The sequence below is a fragment of the Segatella cerevisiae genome (assembly GCF_024054555.1).
GTDB lineage: Bacteria > Bacteroidota > Bacteroidia > Bacteroidales > Bacteroidaceae > Prevotella > Prevotella cerevisiae.
On sequence record NZ_JAMXLY010000013.1, the window covers coordinates 1 to 16261 of the forward strand.

The 16261-nt window shown below is 43.0% G+C and carries 14 protein-coding genes and 2 rRNA genes; 14 read left to right on the forward strand and 2 right to left on the reverse strand.

From position 1 onward, the window contains the following. The 9 genes from NG821_RS04925 to NG821_RS04965 all read left to right on the forward strand — a co-directional run. Positions 1-223, forward strand: a 23S ribosomal RNA gene (locus tag NG821_RS04925); the annotation flags it as partial. Between the two features lie 80 nt (positions 224-303). Then, positions 304-416: ribosomal RNA gene (gene rrf / locus NG821_RS04930) — 5S ribosomal RNA — on the forward strand. A gap of 279 nt (positions 417-695) precedes the next feature. Further along, positions 696-1058, forward strand: coding sequence for an ISAon1 family transposase N-terminal region protein (locus tag NG821_RS04935; RefSeq protein ID WP_252760549.1), 363 nt, complete (start codon positions 696-698; stop codon positions 1056-1058). 500 nt (positions 1059-1558) lie between these two features. After that, positions 1559-2089: a YceD family protein gene (locus NG821_RS04940; protein ID WP_252760550.1), complete on the forward strand. Its 531-nt coding sequence runs from the start codon at positions 1559-1561 to the stop codon at positions 2087-2089. Positions 2090-2110: 21 nt separating this feature from the next. Further along, positions 2111-2296 carry a 50S ribosomal protein L32 gene (gene rpmF, locus NG821_RS04945; protein WP_252760551.1) on the forward strand — a complete coding sequence of 62 codons (186 nt, stop codon included), beginning with the start codon at positions 2111-2113 and terminating at the stop codon, positions 2294-2296. Then, positions 2296-3321 (forward strand): beta-ketoacyl-ACP synthase III, encoded by a 1026-nt coding sequence (locus NG821_RS04950; RefSeq protein WP_252760552.1) that lies wholly within the window; start codon positions 2296-2298, stop codon positions 3319-3321. Before rpmF ends, NG821_RS04950 begins: the two co-directional genes overlap by 1 nt. 205 nt (positions 3322-3526) lie before the next feature. Continuing rightward, positions 3527-4408, forward strand: a complete 882-nt coding sequence (gene era, locus NG821_RS04955; protein ID WP_252760553.1) for a GTPase Era — start codon at positions 3527-3529, stop codon at positions 4406-4408. A 157-nt stretch (positions 4409-4565) separates the two neighbouring features. Continuing rightward, complete coding sequence (gene der, locus NG821_RS04960; protein WP_252760554.1) at positions 4566-5879, forward strand: ribosome biogenesis GTPase Der; 1314 nt, start codon at positions 4566-4568, stop codon at positions 5877-5879. Continuing rightward, positions 5879-6277 (forward strand): hypothetical protein, encoded by a 399-nt coding sequence (locus tag NG821_RS04965; protein WP_252760555.1) that lies wholly within the window; start codon positions 5879-5881, stop codon positions 6275-6277. Before der ends, NG821_RS04965 begins: the two co-directional genes overlap by 1 nt. 164 nt (positions 6278-6441) lie before the next feature. Here NG821_RS04965 and NG821_RS04970 read toward each other — a convergent pair whose 3' ends face one another. Together NG821_RS04970 and NG821_RS04975 are read right to left on the reverse strand one after the other, a co-directional pair. Further along, on the reverse strand, positions 6442-7206 hold the full coding sequence (locus NG821_RS04970; RefSeq protein ID WP_252760556.1) for an ABC transporter ATP-binding protein: 765 nt from the start codon (positions 7204-7206) through the stop codon (positions 6442-6444). Between the two features lie 18 nt (positions 7207-7224). Then, positions 7225-7971, reverse strand: a complete 747-nt coding sequence (locus NG821_RS04975; protein WP_252760557.1) for an MlaE family ABC transporter permease — start codon at positions 7969-7971, stop codon at positions 7225-7227. A 161-nt stretch (positions 7972-8132) separates the two neighbouring features. On the opposite strand from NG821_RS04975, the gene lptB reads away from it, so the two are divergent. The 5 genes from lptB to recQ all read left to right on the forward strand — a co-directional run bounded on the left by lptB (position 8133) and on the right by recQ (position 15877). After that, the gene (lptB, locus tag NG821_RS04980; RefSeq protein ID WP_252760597.1) at positions 8133-8963 is read left to right on the forward strand and encodes an LPS export ABC transporter ATP-binding protein; all 831 of its coding nucleotides are present in this window, start codon (positions 8133-8135) and stop codon (positions 8961-8963) included. A gap of 120 nt (positions 8964-9083) precedes the next feature. Next, the gene (gene tig / locus NG821_RS04985) at positions 9084-10439 is read left to right on the forward strand and encodes a trigger factor (RefSeq protein WP_252760558.1); all 1356 of its coding nucleotides are present in this window, start codon (positions 9084-9086) and stop codon (positions 10437-10439) included. A 344-nt stretch (positions 10440-10783) separates the two neighbouring features. Next, positions 10784-11488, forward strand: a complete 705-nt coding sequence (gene clpP, locus NG821_RS04990) for an ATP-dependent Clp endopeptidase proteolytic subunit ClpP (protein WP_252760559.1) — start codon at positions 10784-10786, stop codon at positions 11486-11488. Between the two features lie 2 nt (positions 11489-11490). After that, complete coding sequence (gene clpX / locus NG821_RS04995) at positions 11491-12726, forward strand: ATP-dependent Clp protease ATP-binding subunit ClpX (protein ID WP_252760560.1); 1236 nt, start codon at positions 11491-11493, stop codon at positions 12724-12726. A 925-nt stretch (positions 12727-13651) separates the two neighbouring features. Beyond that, positions 13652-15877: a DNA helicase RecQ gene (recQ, locus tag NG821_RS05000; protein WP_252760561.1), complete on the forward strand. Its 2226-nt coding sequence runs from the start codon at positions 13652-13654 to the stop codon at positions 15875-15877. The last annotated feature ends 384 nt before the right edge of the window (positions 15878-16261 follow it).

Sequence of the window (16261 nt, forward strand, 5' to 3'; positions counted from 1 at the left end):
GGACCGTGACGGACAGACCTCCGGTGTACCGGTTGTGCCGCCAGGCGCATCGCCGGGTATCCGAGTCTGGGCAGGATAAGCGCTGAAAGCATCTAAGTGCGAAGCCAGCCGCGAGATGAGAGCTCCATAGAGGGCCGTCAGAGACGATGACGTTGATAGGGTGCAGGTCCAAAGGCGGCGACGCCAAAGCCGAGCACTACTAATTGCCCGAAATCTTTCCGAGTGATGGGATAGTAAATAAACAGATGGCAAAGCATAGAAAAGCGGTGTTCCTGATTGTGTAGAAGATATGTCAACGCCAAACCAGGTGGCTTGAGCGGTGGTGTCCCACCTCTTCCCATTCCGAACAGAGAAGTTAAGCCCACTTGCGCCGATGGTACTGCAATGCAATGCGGGAGAGTAGGCAGCCGCCTCCTTTTAAAAAGAAAACTAGAAGGACTGAAGATGAGGACCCCGGAGGCAGGAATGCTTCCGGGGCCCTCTTTTTTGTGCCGCCGGCTCATGTCAGGACCAGGGCTTGCGGAGTGGTTGTTTCATTCCCTGGATTAACGGGTCAGGCCATAATCTTGGAATTTCATGTTATATTCTTCCGGTAAATGCGTATCTTTGCAGGATATAAAGCTAAAAGACATAGTAGGTATATAATCTTGGGGATTTAACGTAAGAGTCTATTGATAATTTTCTATCTTTGTAGCATGGAAAGCAAAAAGACAACAGACTATAAATCCATTCTATCCCTGTTCCTACCGAAGGGTATGTTGGATTATTTTGACTTTACTGACTATGCCGATATGGGCTCGTATTACATTTTCTGTCTGGAGGAGAAGCCCTCGATTCCTGACGACCTATCCCATCTTCCACTGGTTCCGAAAGGTTTCTACCCTGAGATAGTCGTGACGGACTTTCCTGTCCGCGACCATACAGTCTACCTCAAAGTCCGTCGCCGCCGTTGGGAGGATAAGTTGACAGGTAAAAGTTACAGCCGTAATTGGAAACTGGTAGCCGACGGAACCAATGTTACGGCTGAGTTCAGTGCTTTTTTAAAAGAATTGCCTTGATAGCCACGAGGTAAGCATTAAAAGTCTGGCAGATTTCTGCTGGATGGAGGACAGTACATTCGGCAATTATTACAAGGTTGATGTGCACATGCTTATGCGTACCATATTGGAGTATGGAGGGCAGTACATTCGGCAATTATTACAAGGTTGATGTTGTCCATGCTTATGCCTTATAACATTGGTGTATGGGTGCAGTACCCTCGACAATTATTATAAGAAGCACAGTTCAGTTATTAATCTTGGTGATTTGCGATTCTTCTCCATTTAGGCATCATATTATATTACATGAATGGTATTGAAAATATAATGTGAGCTTCTTGATGATGAGATAAAGCATAGTCATCCTAACAAAAACGTATAAAGGTTAAAAGTTGGAAATGCATGGTATAACTTTTTAGTTTTAACTAATTGAGGTGAATACTTAAAAACATTGATTTTTAGGGTGAAAATTATATTATATCAGAAATAATTCGTAACTTTGCAATCCGTAAATTGTACCTATGTATAGTTTGACGCCATTTCATATTGACCTGAGAGCTTTAGGTGAGGGTGAGAAAATCTTTACGTATAAGCTTGGTAATGAGTACTTTCAAGCAATAGATGCAACGGAAGTGCACCGTGGAAATTTAGATGTTAATCTATCTGTCTATAGGGTAGATAATCTATTTGAACTCCATTTCAAAATCAAGGGCTTTGTATGTGTTCCTTGTGATATCTGTTTGGATGATATGGATCAGCCAATAGATACAGCAAGTAAATTAGTGGCAAAATTCGGAGAAGGTCTTTCTGAAGATGAGGATCTTGTAATAGTAGATGAAGATAAAGGTATACTCGATATTTCGTGGTATATTTATGAAACGATAGTTCTCAATATTCCTATTAGGCACGTGCATGAACCTGGAAAATGCAACCCTGTCATGATAGAAAAGTTTAAGGAACTTTCTACTACCCGAAGTAGGGGTGATGGAGATTCTGAAATCGACATTGATCCCCGTTGGGCAGCTCTGAAAAAACTGAAGAAAAGAAATTAAAACATTAAAATTTTAAGTATTATGGCACATCCTAAAAGTAGACAGTCTAAAGCACGTAGACTTAAAAGAAGAACTCATGATAAGGCAGTCGCTCCAACATTAGCAGTATGTCCGAACTGCGGCGCTTATTATGAATACCACAAAGTTTGTCCTACCTGTGGTTATTATCGTGGTAAAGTTGCGATTGTAAAAGAAGCAGCTGAATAATGGGAAAAGTTCACGCAATAATCACCGGTATAGGTGGCTATGTCCCAGATTATATCCTCACGAATGAGGAATTGTCCAGGATGGTAGACACCAACGATGAATGGATAACATCTCGCGTGGGAATCAAAGAGCGTCGAATTCTGACGGAAGAAGGCTTGGGTACGAGTTATATGGCTCGTAAGGCAGCCAAGCAATTACTCCAAAAAACCGGTGTAGATCCTGATACGATTGATGCACTGATTGTCACTACGACAACACCGGACTATCCTTTTCCTTCTACAGCTTCGATTGTATTGGGAAAACTTGGTCTGAAAAATGCTTTTGCGTTTGACCTCTCCGCAGCTTGCTGCGGTTTCTTGTATTCGTTGAATATTGCGGCAACGATGATAGAAAGCGGACGCTATAAGAAAATTATTGTCATAGGAGCAGATAAGATGTCTTCTGTAGTCGATTATACAGACCGCTCAACTTGTACGCTCTTTGGCGATGGCGCTGGCGCTGCCTTGATCGAAGGTACAGAAGAAGAGGGCATTGGACTTCAGAATTCTTTCCTTCGTACAGATGGAAAGGGACTTCCTTTCTTGCATATGAAAGCAGGTGGTTCCGTTTGTCCGGCTTCTCGATTCACAGTTGATCATCGGTTGCATTATATCTATCAGGAAGGCCGTACGGTATTCCGTTATGCTGTGACAGATATGAGTGATGATGTCGTGAAGATATTGAAAGACAATAATCTGACGGCTGATGATATCCAATGGGTTGTTCCTCATGAGGCCAATTACCGTATAATCGAGGCAGTTTGCCGTCGTGCAGGCGTTCCTTTGGAAAAGGCTGTAGTCAATATTGATCATTATGGGAATACGAGTTCTGCTACGATTCCTCTCGCTCTTTGGGATGCTGAAAGCAAACTCAAGAAGGGTGACAATATTATATTTACAGCTTTTGGTGCCGGATTTGTACACGGCGCTTCTTACTATAAATGGGCTTATGACGGAGCAAATGTTGCAGCACCGACAAAGAAATGAGAAAATTAGTAAAGTAAGAAAAGCGCATCTTTCTTCATTAACTGGAAGGTGCGTTTTTTTATTGGATAGTGTAAGATCAGAGTCATCGTTTGGGCTTTGTGATTGCAATAGCAGACAGGATGATTGAGCAATTTAGGTGTTTGATTTTGCTTGTTGATAAAAACTTATAAGGATAAGAAAGTCAAACAGTCAATAAAGGAAACTTATGTTTAAAGCAGGTTTTGTAAATATAGTTGGCAATCCCAATGTGGGAAAGAGTTCTTTGATGAATCAACTCGTCGGAGAGCGCATTTCGATAGCCACTTTCAAGGCTCAGACCACACGCCATCGGATTATGGGAATCGTCAACAATGAGGATTGCCAGATTGTGTTTTCGGACACTCCGGGTGTCTTGAAGCCGAATTATAAGATGCAGGAATATATGCTGGCCTTTTCTGAATCGGCTTTGGCAGATGCGGATATTCTTTTATATGTGACAGATGTAGTAGAAGATCCGGAGAAGAATATGAGTTTTCTTGAGAAGGTCAGGAAAATGACTATTCCTGTATTGCTTCTGATTAATAAGATTGATTTAGTTGACCAAAAAGTTCTCGATGGAATCGTCGAGCATTGGCACAAACTCTTACCCGATGCCGAAATTCTTCCCATCTCAGCATCGAACAAGTTTGGCATAGATATCCTCCTCAAGCGCATCAAGGAATTGTTACCTGAGAATCCGGCTTTCTTTGATAAAGATCAGCTCACGGATAAACCTGCACGTTTCTTTGTCAGTGAAATCATCCGTGAGAAGATTCTGCTTTATTATGATAAAGAGATCCCTTATTCAGTGGAAGTCCGCATAGATGAATTCAAAGAATTGGCAAAGATCATTCACATTCATGCCGTGATTTATGTTGAGCGGGATTCGCAGAAAGGAATAGTAATAGGTCATAAGGGCGTGGCGTTAAAGAAAGTAGGGACAGCATCTCGCATGGCTTTGGAAAGGTTCTTCGGAAAAAAGGTTTTTCTGGAACTCTTGGTCAAGGTCGATGAAGATTGGAGAAGTTCTCAGCATGAACTGGATCTGTTTGGGTATAATCCCAAATAGAGAAGGGCGTGCAATGACAGACTTCTAAAAATATTTAGGAATAGCCCTGAATGCAAAGAGGGTTTAATTTTCTTTGTCTAGAATATCCGATTGCCCTAATACACGGAATCAGACAGGGAGGACCGAAGAATGTATAACTTCAGAAATTAAACAGAAAATGGAAAATTTAGTAGCAATTGTAGGCCGGCCGAATGTAGGCAAGTCAACTCTTTTCAACCGACTGACACAATCCCGTCGTGCCATTGTGAGTGATCAGGCGGGAACAACCAGAGATAGTCAGTATGGCAAATGTGATTGGAATGGTGTAGAGTTCTCCGTTGTCGATACCGGAGGTTGGGTGGCCAATTCGGAAGACGTATTTGAAGGCGCTATCCGCAAACAGGTCCTTGTCGCAACTCAGAAGGCTGACCTTGTTCTCTTCTTGGTAGATATAGAAACGGGTGTGACAGATTGGGATGAAGATGTAGCCAGGATATTGCAGCGCAGTAAGGTCCCGGTCCTGTTGGTTGCTAATAAAGTAGACAATAGCGCAGACTATTATGAAGCTGCCGAATTTTATAAACTTGGTCTGGGTGAACCGCAATGTATCAGTGCTGCCACAGGTGGCGGAACAGGCGATCTGCTGGATTTGGTCTTGCAGAAACTGAAAACCATACCTGCAGAGAAGGTAGAAGAAAATATACCTCGATTTGCAGTTGTAGGTCGTCCTAATGCAGGGAAAAGCAGTTTGATCAATGCAATGATCGGCGAAGACCGCAATATTGTGACCGATATTGCCGGCACGACGCGTGACAGCATCTACACAAGATACACGAAATTCGGCTTTGATTTTTATCTTGTAGATACGGCAGGTATCAGAAAGAAGAATAAGGTTACCGAGGATTTGGAATTCTATTCAGTCATGCGTTCTATTCGCTCTATTGAGAATTGTGATGTGTGTATTCTGATGCTGGATGCGACCAAAGGCATAGAGGCACAGGATATGAATATATTCCAGTTGATTCAGAAAAACAACAAGTCTTTGGTCGTTGTCGTGAACAAGTGGGATTTGGTAGAAGATAAGAGCAAAACCGTGATTGATACTTTCACAAATGCAATTTATCAGCGCATGTCGCCGTTTGTGGATTTCCCCATCATTTTCGCTTCTGCGCTCACCAAGCAGCATATATTCAAAGTCCTTGAGACCGCCAAGCAAGTTTACTTGAACCGTAAGATACATGTCGGTACTTCGAAACTGAATGAGGTGATGCTTCCGATCATTGAGGCAAATCCCCCACAGAGCATCAAGGGAAAGTATATCAAGATCAAATATTGCACACAGATCCCTGACACACAGATCCCCTCGTTCGTGTTTTATGCCAACCTTCCACAGTATGTGAAAGAGAACTATCGCCGTTATCTGGAAAATCAGATCCGGGAGCATTGGTCTATGCATGGTTGTCCGATAAATGTTTTCATCCGTCAGAAATAATGAGAAGATTTACTTTCTTTTTTATAGGTTGTACTTTGGTGGTATCCTTATTGGGATGCCACCGAAAAATAGATCCTTCCGAGATGGCTGCCATCACGGCCAAAGGCTATTATGATCAGCTTCTGAAAGGAAAAGCTAATGATTTCGTGAATGGTACCTATCATGCTTATCCTATTCCTAAGGTCCTGCATGAGCAGTTGGTTGCAAATGCCAAAATGTTCATTTACACGCAGGACTCACTTCATCAGGGAATAAAGAAGATTGATGTCGGAGATTCCAAGATAGATACCGCATCTCATACGGACAACGTTTTCCTGAAATTCTATTATGGGGACGGCTCACAAGAGAATATACTCGTCCCAATGGTAGAGCACAAAGGAAAATGGATGATGAGATGACTTTGAAATATTAGAACAAGCAAAGTCAGTAGGTTTGGGATCAACTACTGTCTCTATAGGTTTATTCATAGATGAAGCGGTTTAGATACCGCTCTTTTACTGTCGCTTTTGAAACGTCAGGCTGAAGGGCAAGGCGAGTTTTATGCTATCCTGAAGAATGGTGTTCATTCTTCATTCGTTTCTACTTCTTTCACTTTCTTAAACAAGTCAGAAGCGAAAATCAAGTCATTCAGATGCTTATTGGTACTGTCCATGATTTGGTCCTTAGTCCCCTGCCAGTTCTTGTGCCCTTGATAAATGAACAAGATGTTTTCACCGATGTTGATGACAGAGTTCATGTCGTGAGTGTTGATGATCGTTGTCATCTTATACTCTTTTGTAATACCCGAAAGAAGTTTATCGATGACAATAGAGGTCTTGGGATCAAGTCCTGAGTTAGGTTCGTCACAGAAAAGGTATTTGGGATTCATGACGATGGCACGTGCTATCGCCACACGCTTTTGCATACCACCGGAGATTTCCGAAGGATATTTGTTTTCTGCATCGAGAAGATCGACGCGAGCCAGGCATTCTTCAGCGCGTTTGACACGGTCACGAAGAGTCTTATTAGAGAATACATCTAGAGGAAAACGCACATTCTCCTGTACTGTCAGCGAATCGAACAGTGCTCCACCTTGAAATATCATTCCCATTTCCCGCCGCATCATTGCAACCTCTCGCTTGCCCATTTGGACAAAATCCCTCCCGTCATAAAGCACCTGACCCGTGGTAGGCTTAAGTAACCCTACAAGGCTCTTCATGAGCACAGTTTTTCCTGAGCCACTTTGCCCGATGACCAGATTAGTCTTTCCAGTCTCAAAAGTTGTATTGATATCGAAAAGAACGGTCTTGCCGTCAAATTTCTTTGTTAGATCTTTAACTTCTATCATAAACTCGAGCTTTAAGAATTAAGAAAGCAACTGTGTCAGGAAAATGTCTGAGAACAGGATGAGCACACTGCTGCTCACGACAGCATTCGTACTTGCTTTTCCGACTTCTACGGAACCTCCTTCTACTGTAAATCCGAAATAGGAAGAAACGCTGGTGATAATAAAAGCGAAAAAGAGGCTTTTTATCATACTCATCCAAATGAACCACTCGTTGAAAGCATGTTGAATGCCAAGTGTCAGGTCATCGGGAGAGATAATATGCCCGATATAGGCAGTACCGTAGGCACCGACTATTCCCATTGCCGAGGAAAAGATGACCAGGAACGGCATGATGGTCATGAGTCCTAATATTTTAGGCAATATCAGATAGTTGGCAGAGTTCACACCCATAATGTCGAGGGCATCTATTTGCTGAGTGACCCGCATCGTCCCCAATTCAGACGCGATATTGGAACCTACCTTTCCTGCCAGAATCAGGCACATAATGGAAGAGGAGAATTCAAGCAACATGATTTCCCTGGTCACATACCCTGATACCCAGCGAGGCATCCAAGGACTTTGAACATTGACTTTGATCTGAATGCAGATCATGGCGCCGATGAAGAAGGAGATCAGCAACACAATACCTATGGAGTCCACTCCCAGTTGTTGCATCTCCTTGACATACTTTTTCATGAACATCCGCATTCTATCCGGCTTAGTGAAAGATCTTCCCATAAGCATCAGGTATTTGCCAAATGTTGTCAGCCACTTGAATAATATCATATATGAATTTTCAAACGTTTGTTGTATGCAAAAGTAACCAAATTCTAATAAAAAACTGCAATATTATGGAGAGTTTTTAAAATTAACCACTTTATTCTATCCTTTTTTCGTATTTTTGCATTTAAATATAGGATATTATGAATAATATGGATGCGGGTCGGATGGAATCTCCACAGACCCCCGATTTCGGACAGCAGAGCGCCCAAACTTTACAAAGGTCAGTCTTGAGGACCGAAGGGTTGGTGAAGCGATATGGCAAGCGTACGGTAGCGAATAAAGTGACGATAAATGTCAAGCAAGGAGAGATTGTCGGTCTTCTCGGACCTAATGGAGCCGGTAAAACGACCTCTTTCTATATGACCACCGGACTTATTCGTCCTAATGCAGGTCATGTTTTCCTGAACGACAAGGAAATCACCGATTATCCGGTATATAAACGTGCGCGTGCCGGCATTGGCTATCTGCCTCAGGAAGCCAGTGTCTTCAGGAAGATGAGTGTGGAGGATAATATCATGTCCGTTTTGGAAATGACAAAACTCTCCCATAAGCAACAACTCGCAGAGTTGGAGAGTTTGATCAAGGAATTCCGCCTCACTAAGGTCAGGTACAATAAAGGTGACCGCCTCTCAGGAGGTGAGCGCCGCCGTACAGAGATTGCACGCTGCCTGGCCATTCGCCCTAAGTTTATCATGCTGGACGAGCCGTTCGCAGGCGTTGACCCTATTGCCGTCGAGGACATCCAGCATATCGTGTGGCGCTTGAAGTACAGGAATATCGGCATTCTGATTACTGACCATAATGTGCAGGAGACACTGTCCATCACAGACCGTGCTTACCTCCTTTTTGAAGGCCGTATACTTTTTCAGGGATTGCCAGAGCAACTGGCTGTCAATCCTGTAGTCCGTAAAAATTATCTTAGCGAGAATTTCGTTTACCGTCGTTTTAAACCTAATAAAGAAGACGAGGAAGCAGAGGAAGAGTCAGAGAAATAAGGCGTTATCCTGAATGGTAAAAAAAACAAATTTTTCACCTTTTATTAGGAATATTCGCTAATATTGCGTAATTTTGCACTCCTATTGCTGCATAATTAATTAAAAACAAATACATCAGAAATGAAAATTTCATTTGAAAATCCCGACAATGTCAATGGTTTGTTGACACTGACAGTTGAAGAGCCTGATTACAAAGCTGATGTCGAGAAGACACTGAAGGACTATCGCAAGCGTGCAAAAGAACCAGGATTCCGTCCTGGAATGGTACCTATGGGACTGATTAAGCGTCAGTTCGGTGCTGCTGTGAAAGAAGACGCTATCAACAAGTTTGTGGGGAATCAGATTTACAAGTATGTAAAGGATAATAAAATACAGATGTTGGGTGAACCTCTTCCTTCTGACAAGCAGAAGCCTCAGGATTTGTCTAAAGAACCTCCTTATACCTTTATTTTTGATATAGCCGTAGCTCCAGAGTTTAAGATAGCTCTCACCGGCAGGGACAAGATCGAATACTATAATATCACTGTAGACGATAAACTGCTTGACCAACAAGTGGATATGTTCGCTTCCCGGTCAGGCAAATATGAGCAGGCAAAGGAATACAAAGACGGTGATATGCTCAAAGGTCATCTGGTAGAACTTGATGAGAAGGGTAATGCCCTGAAGAATGGCATATCTCTTGACGGAGCAGTCATCATGCCGAAATACATCAAGGTAGAAGACCAAAAGAAACTTTTTGACAATGTCAAACTCGGTGATGTGATCACCTTCAATCCGAGAAAAGCTTATCCGGATAATGATACAGAGGTGTCTTCACTGTTGAAGATAGATCGCAAAGACGTCAAGGACCACACTAATGACGTCACTTATCAGGTATCTGAGATCCAACGCTTTGTCAAGCATCCTGTAGATCAGGAACTCTTTGACAGTGTGTTCGGAAAGGGTACTGTGAAGGACGAAAAGGAATTCCGTGAGAAGATTGCCGTAGGCGTCAAGGCTCAGTTGGCTACGGATGCTGATTATAAATTTATTCAGGATGTGCGGGCTCATTGTGAGAAGAAAGTCGGTAAACTGGCTTATCCTGATGCCCTCCTGAAACGAATTATGCTGGCTAACAACAAAGATAAGGACCAGGCTTTTGTCGACAAGAACTATGATGAGAGCATCAAGCAACTTACCTGGCAATTGATCAAGAACCAATTGGTTGAAGCCAACGGCATCAAGGTAGAGGAGCAGGATGTGAAGGAAACAGCCAAGGAGGCAGCCCGTGCACAGTTTGCTCAGTATGGTATGGATAATGTGCCGGAAGAGTACATCAACAACTATGCCGACGAGATGCTCAAGAAGAACCAAAACAGCGATGCGCTTGTCGACCGTACAGTCGATAGAAAACTGACTGAGGTTCTGAAGAAAGTTGTCAAGTTGGATCCCAAGGAAATCTCTTTGGACGATTTCAATAAGATGATGAGCAAATAATAATATTTAAGAAAAAAAACTTTTTTTTATAAAGGGTTATCGACTTTTTTTCCTATCTTTGTTTCTACGAAGGAAAGAAGGAAGGGCGATAACCCTTTTTATTTGCAACAGTTGAAGAGAAAAGCCATTTGCCGGTTCCTAAGAAGTTGTAAAGAGCGCTGCAGAAGGGGACAACAAATGACTTAGAATTAGAATAGAACCTCGATTAGTCGTCTGATTTCTGAAAAGGGAAGGATGAACGTTCCTGAAAAAAGGAGGAGAGGTTGTTGTAATAGTAAGAAAGAAGGAAGGAAGATCGAATGATCCCTCCCTTTATTTGTCTAATAAATAAGAAAGGAAAATTGATGGACGTAAAAAGCGATTTCAGGAAATATGCCACACAGAAACTGAATATGAATGGCATGGTGCTGGACGATGTCGTCAAGGCACAGCAGCAATACTTGAATCCTTATATTCTTGAGGAACGTCAGTTGAATGTCACCCAAATGGATGTCTTTTCACGCTTGATGATGGATCGTATCATCTTTTTGGGGACAGAGATAGATGATTATGCCGCAAACACTTTGCAGGCACAACTGCTTTATTTGGATTCTTCTGATCCGGGGAAAGATGTATCCATTTACATCAATAGTCCCGGCGGAAGTGTGACTGCAGGCCTTGGCATATATGATACGATGCAGTTTATCTCCAGTGATGTGGCTACGATTTGCACGGGCATGGCCGCCTCAATGGCTGCAGTCCTGTTGGTCTCCGGAAAAGAAGGCAAGCGGTCAGGTTTGGCACACAGCCGTGTCATGATTCATCAGCCGTTGGGCGGTGTTCAGGGACAAGCTTCGGATATCGAGATCGAAGCAAAGGAAATCCAAAAGTTCAAGAAAGAACTTTATACTATTATCTCTAATCATTCACATCAACCTTTTGATAAAGTCTGGAAAGATAGTGACCGTAACTATTGGATGAATGCAGAAGAAGCAAAAGACTATGGCATGATAGACAAGGTCCTCCTGCCTAAGAAAGATGAGAAAAAGAAAGAGGAGAAGAAAGAATAATTATGCCTAAGAAAGTTTGTAGCTTTTGCGGAAGGTCTGAAGATGAGGTCAAACTCCTCATCTCGGGCTTGAACGGTTATATTTGTGAGGATTGTGCCCGACAGGCTTATGATATTGTCAAAGAGACAGGTATCTTGAAAGACGAGAGCACTTCCGACAGCAAGGCGCAACAACCTTTGAATCTGAAGAAGTTGCCCAAACCTAAAGAGATAAAGAAATACCTTGACGAGTATGTCATCGGACAGGACGAGGCAAAGGAGTACTTGTCAGTGTCCGTTTACAATCATTATAAGCGTTTGCAGCAACCTGCGGACAATGACGGTGTAGAGATCGAAAAGAGCAACATCATCATGGTCGGAAGTACGGGGACCGGCAAAACGCTATTGGCGCGCACGATCGCTAAACTACTCGATGTTCCCTTCACAATCGTAGATGCTACTGTGTTTACGGAAGCTGGATACGTGGGAGAAGATGTCGAGAGCATCCTGTCACGCCTCCTTCAGGTGGCCGACTATAATGTCGAAGCTGCCGAACGGGGTATTGTCTTTATTGATGAGATAGACAAGATTGCCAGAAAGGGCGATAACCCTTCCATTACACGTGATGTAAGCGGTGAAGGTGTTCAGCAAAGTATGCTGAAATTGCTTGAAGGTACGATGGTCAATGTGCCGCCTCAGGGCGGCCGGAAGCATCCGGATCAGGAATATATTCATGTCAATACTAAGAATATATTGTTTATCTGTGGGGGCGCATTTGACGGTATCGAGAATAAAATAGCCCAGAGGTTGAATACCCATACTGTAGGTTATAATTCTGTCCAGAATACCAGAAAAATCGACAAGGGGGACTTGATGCAGTACATCCGGCCTCAGGATTTGCGGTCCTTTGGACTGATTCCTGAGCTTATCGGCCGGTTGCCGGTATTGACTTACTTGAAACCTCTGGACCGGGTCGCACTGAGACGGATATTGGTAGAACCGAAAAATTCAATCATCAAGCAATATATCAAACTCTTCAAGATGGATGGTATAGATCTGGTTATTGATGAGAAGGTGTTCGATTTCATCGTTGACAGAGCAGTTGACTTTAAATTAGGTGCACGTGGACTCCGTTCAATCGTCGAATCCATTATGATGGATGCCATGTTTGAAATCCCTTCCAAGAAAGTGAAGAAGTTTGAAGTGACCTTGGAATATGCCAAGTCCCAGTTCTCGAAATCTCTTCTGCGCTCAGCCTGAAAATTAAGAGGGAGGAAAAGGCTTGAGCATCGGGGCTGTAGGGACAGAGATCTTGGAACCTGTTAATATATTCATTTCGGGATAACGGTGAAAGCCATATCCTGATTCAATCTTATGGGAGAGTTGATTGTAACCGATTGAATATCAATAAAATAAATTAAAAACATACGATAAATTTGTTCGAATCAAATTATTTTTATACCTTTATGTCCCTCGATTGCAAAGTTGAGAGATAACGTATGAAAAACTTGGCTGGAAAGATAATATCTTCGTTTAGAAAGAAGTGAGTAAACTGGACTCGTATCGGGAGTCCCGGGACTGCTTTCAAATGACAATCGGAATGTAGGAGTTGCGGTTGAATTGAGGTCTTTGCCTTCTGTGAAAGTTATCCGGCACAGCGAGAAGCAGATTCGAAACGATGACGCAGGTGGACCGTGAAGTTGTTTGGACATCCCGCAAAATATCAGGCAATGCTGTCCGTATTCGCAAGAGACAGTGCCATAAGTAAAGCAATAAACTGGTTGGATGCTGAGGATACGTTCTTTGATTTCATGGAGAATTCTCTGAACTTCAAATGATCATAAGCGAAGTGTCAGGTATTTGAAATCTATTGGAGGACTCAGGTGTTGGACAGTTGGATTCGATACTGTTTTTTAGAGGATTATATTCAATCGTAGAGATGTAGAAAACTGAGAAGTGTTGTGCTATCTTTGCTTTATTTAAGTTGTAGCGGCATCGTAACAGATGTGGTTAATGTCAATTGATAAAGGCTGTTATATAAAAATGTTTTCTGATAGATCATCAAGACTTTGTCAGATATTTGGTAAGTTGAAGGAGAATACGATATCAGAGATTCCTATTCTTCCCTATTGATGATGATTTGGAAATAATAAAACTACTCATATAGAATGAGTCAGCTTGTTATATGGAAAAAAAAGTTAATCTTACAGTAGAGTTAAAGCGCTTTTTTGGTTTTGATAAATTCAAAGGTGACCAGGAAGCGATTATCCGGAACCTCATAGCAGGAAACGATACTTTTGTCCTTATGCCTACCGGCGGAGGGAAAAGTTTGTGTTACCAACTCCCGTCCTTGATTATGGATGGGATGGCTATTGTCATTTCACCACTTATCGCCTTGATGAAAAATCAGGTCGACGTGATCAATGGAATGAGTGAAAAAGAAGGTGTAGCCCATTATCTGAACTCTTCTTTGAATAAGTCGGAAGTGGAGAGAGTCAAGAACGACGTCCTCAACGGGATTACGAAACTCTTGTATGTGGCTCCTGAATCTTTGCTTAAAGAAGAGGATGAAAAGGACGAGAATGGGAATACGGTAGTCGTGAAAAAAGTGAAGTTCGCTTTTCTGAAAGAAGTGAAAATCTCTTTTTATGCTGTAGACGAAGCTCATTGTATTTCGGAATGGGGACATGATTTCCGCCCTGAATACCGGAACATCCGTAAAGCCATTGATATTCTCGGCCGTGCTCCTATCATCGCTTTGACGGCGACGGCTACGGACAAGGTCAGATCGGATATCCTGAAAACTCTGGGGATTACCGGAGCAAAAGAATTCAAAAGCTCTTTCAACAGACCGAACCTCTATTATGAAGTGCGCCCTAAGACGAGTGACATTGACAGTCAGATCGTCAAATTCATCAAGCAGAATCCTAAAAAGAGCGGCATTATCTATTGCCTCTCCAGAAAGAAGGTCGAAGAACTTGCTGCGGTCTTGAAGGTCAATGACATCAAGGCTGCTCCTTATCATGCAGGCCTTGATTCTTCTACCCGTTCCAAGACTCAGGATGATTTTCTGATGGAGAGGATCGATGTCATCGTGGCTACGATCGCTTTCGGTATGGGAATAGATAAACCTGATGTGCGCTTTGTCATCCATTATGACTTTCCGAAGAGTCTGGAGGGTTATTATCAGGAGACAGGCAGGGCAGGACGCGATGGCGGTGAAGGCATCTGCATCGCTTTCTATGCACAGAAGGACCTGAAAAAACTGGAGAAATTCATGGAAGGTAAACCTGTGGCAGAACAGGATATCGGGAGACAACTCCTTCAGGAGACTGCCGCCTATGCCGAGTCTTCTGTCTGCCGCCGGAAGATGCTGCTCCATTACTTTGGCGAGGACTATCCCAAGGATAACTGTGGCAGCTGTGACAATTGCCTCCATCCGAAGAAAAAGATAGAAGCCAAAGATGCGTTGCTGATTGTGCTGAAAGCCGTGAAAGCCTTGAAAGAGAATTTCCGCCAGGATTATATCGTCGATTTCGTCAGAGGACGTGCAACAGACAATCTGGTCTCTCACAAGCATGACCAACTCGAGGAGTTCGGCATGGGAGAGGATATCAAGGAGAGCCTTTGGAATCCGGTGATCAGACAGGCCTTGCTGGCTGGCTATCTGAAAAAAGATGTGGAAAGTTATGGCATCTTGAAACTGACGGCTGCCGGCAAGCGGTTCATTGCTCATCCCAAGTCTTTCATGATCGTCGAGGATCATGATTATGGCGATGGAGATGATGAAGAAGAATCCGGGGATAGTGCCACTGCAGCACTTGATCCTGAGTTGTTTGCGATGCTGAAGGGTCTTCGAAAGGAGAAGGCCGAAAAGCAGGGTGTACCTCCTTATGTCATTTTCCAGAATGTCTCTTTGGAACAGATGGCGACAATGTATCCGGTTGATTTGGAAGAACTCCAGCAGATCCAAGGTGTCGGAGCCGGAAAGGCGAAACATTACGGGAAGGACTTCTGTAATCTGATCAAGAGTTACTGTAAGGAAAATGATATTCAGCGGCCGGAAGAACTGCGCGTCAGGACTGTTGTCAAGCGGAGCATGCTGAAAGTGAATATCATTCATAGCATCGACCGCCAGATCCCTCTTGACGAGATTGCCAGGGCCAAAGGGTTGGAATTTGACGATCTCTTGAGCGAGATAGAGGCGATCGTGTTCAGCGGTACTAAAATCAATATCGATTACTTCATTGATGACGTCATGGACGATGACCGCATAGATGATATCTATGACTATTTCATGAATAGTGAAACGGATGAACTCAATGCGGCAATGGAGGAACTAGGGGATGACTATACCGAGGATGAAATCCGACTGGTACGTATAAAATTCCTGTCTGAGCAAGCCAACTGAAAAGAGCTTGCCTTGCGGGGAAGATTTCTCGGAATCAGGAGCACCGGAAGAATATTTCTCCTAGTGCGCCTTCTTCTACAACTCTGATATAGTGATCCTTATCTGAATCTTTTTAGGAATGACAGGCATTTTGCTTGTCATTTATGTTTTTATAGGAAGGACATTCTTTCTGAAACCCTTTCGGAAAGAATGTTCAGTTGCGTTTACAAAGGTAGAAGACAGTTTGTCATTCAGTAATGGTTATGACCTGAAAAGTCATTGAAACAGAGGTTGTCGTAGTTTCTCGAAAGAGGAGGTCATCGTTTCGAGAAAGTCAGACCTCTCTTTCTCGAAACAAGACGCCGCCTTTCTCGAAACTAAGAAGGGCTGTCTTTTACGGAGTTG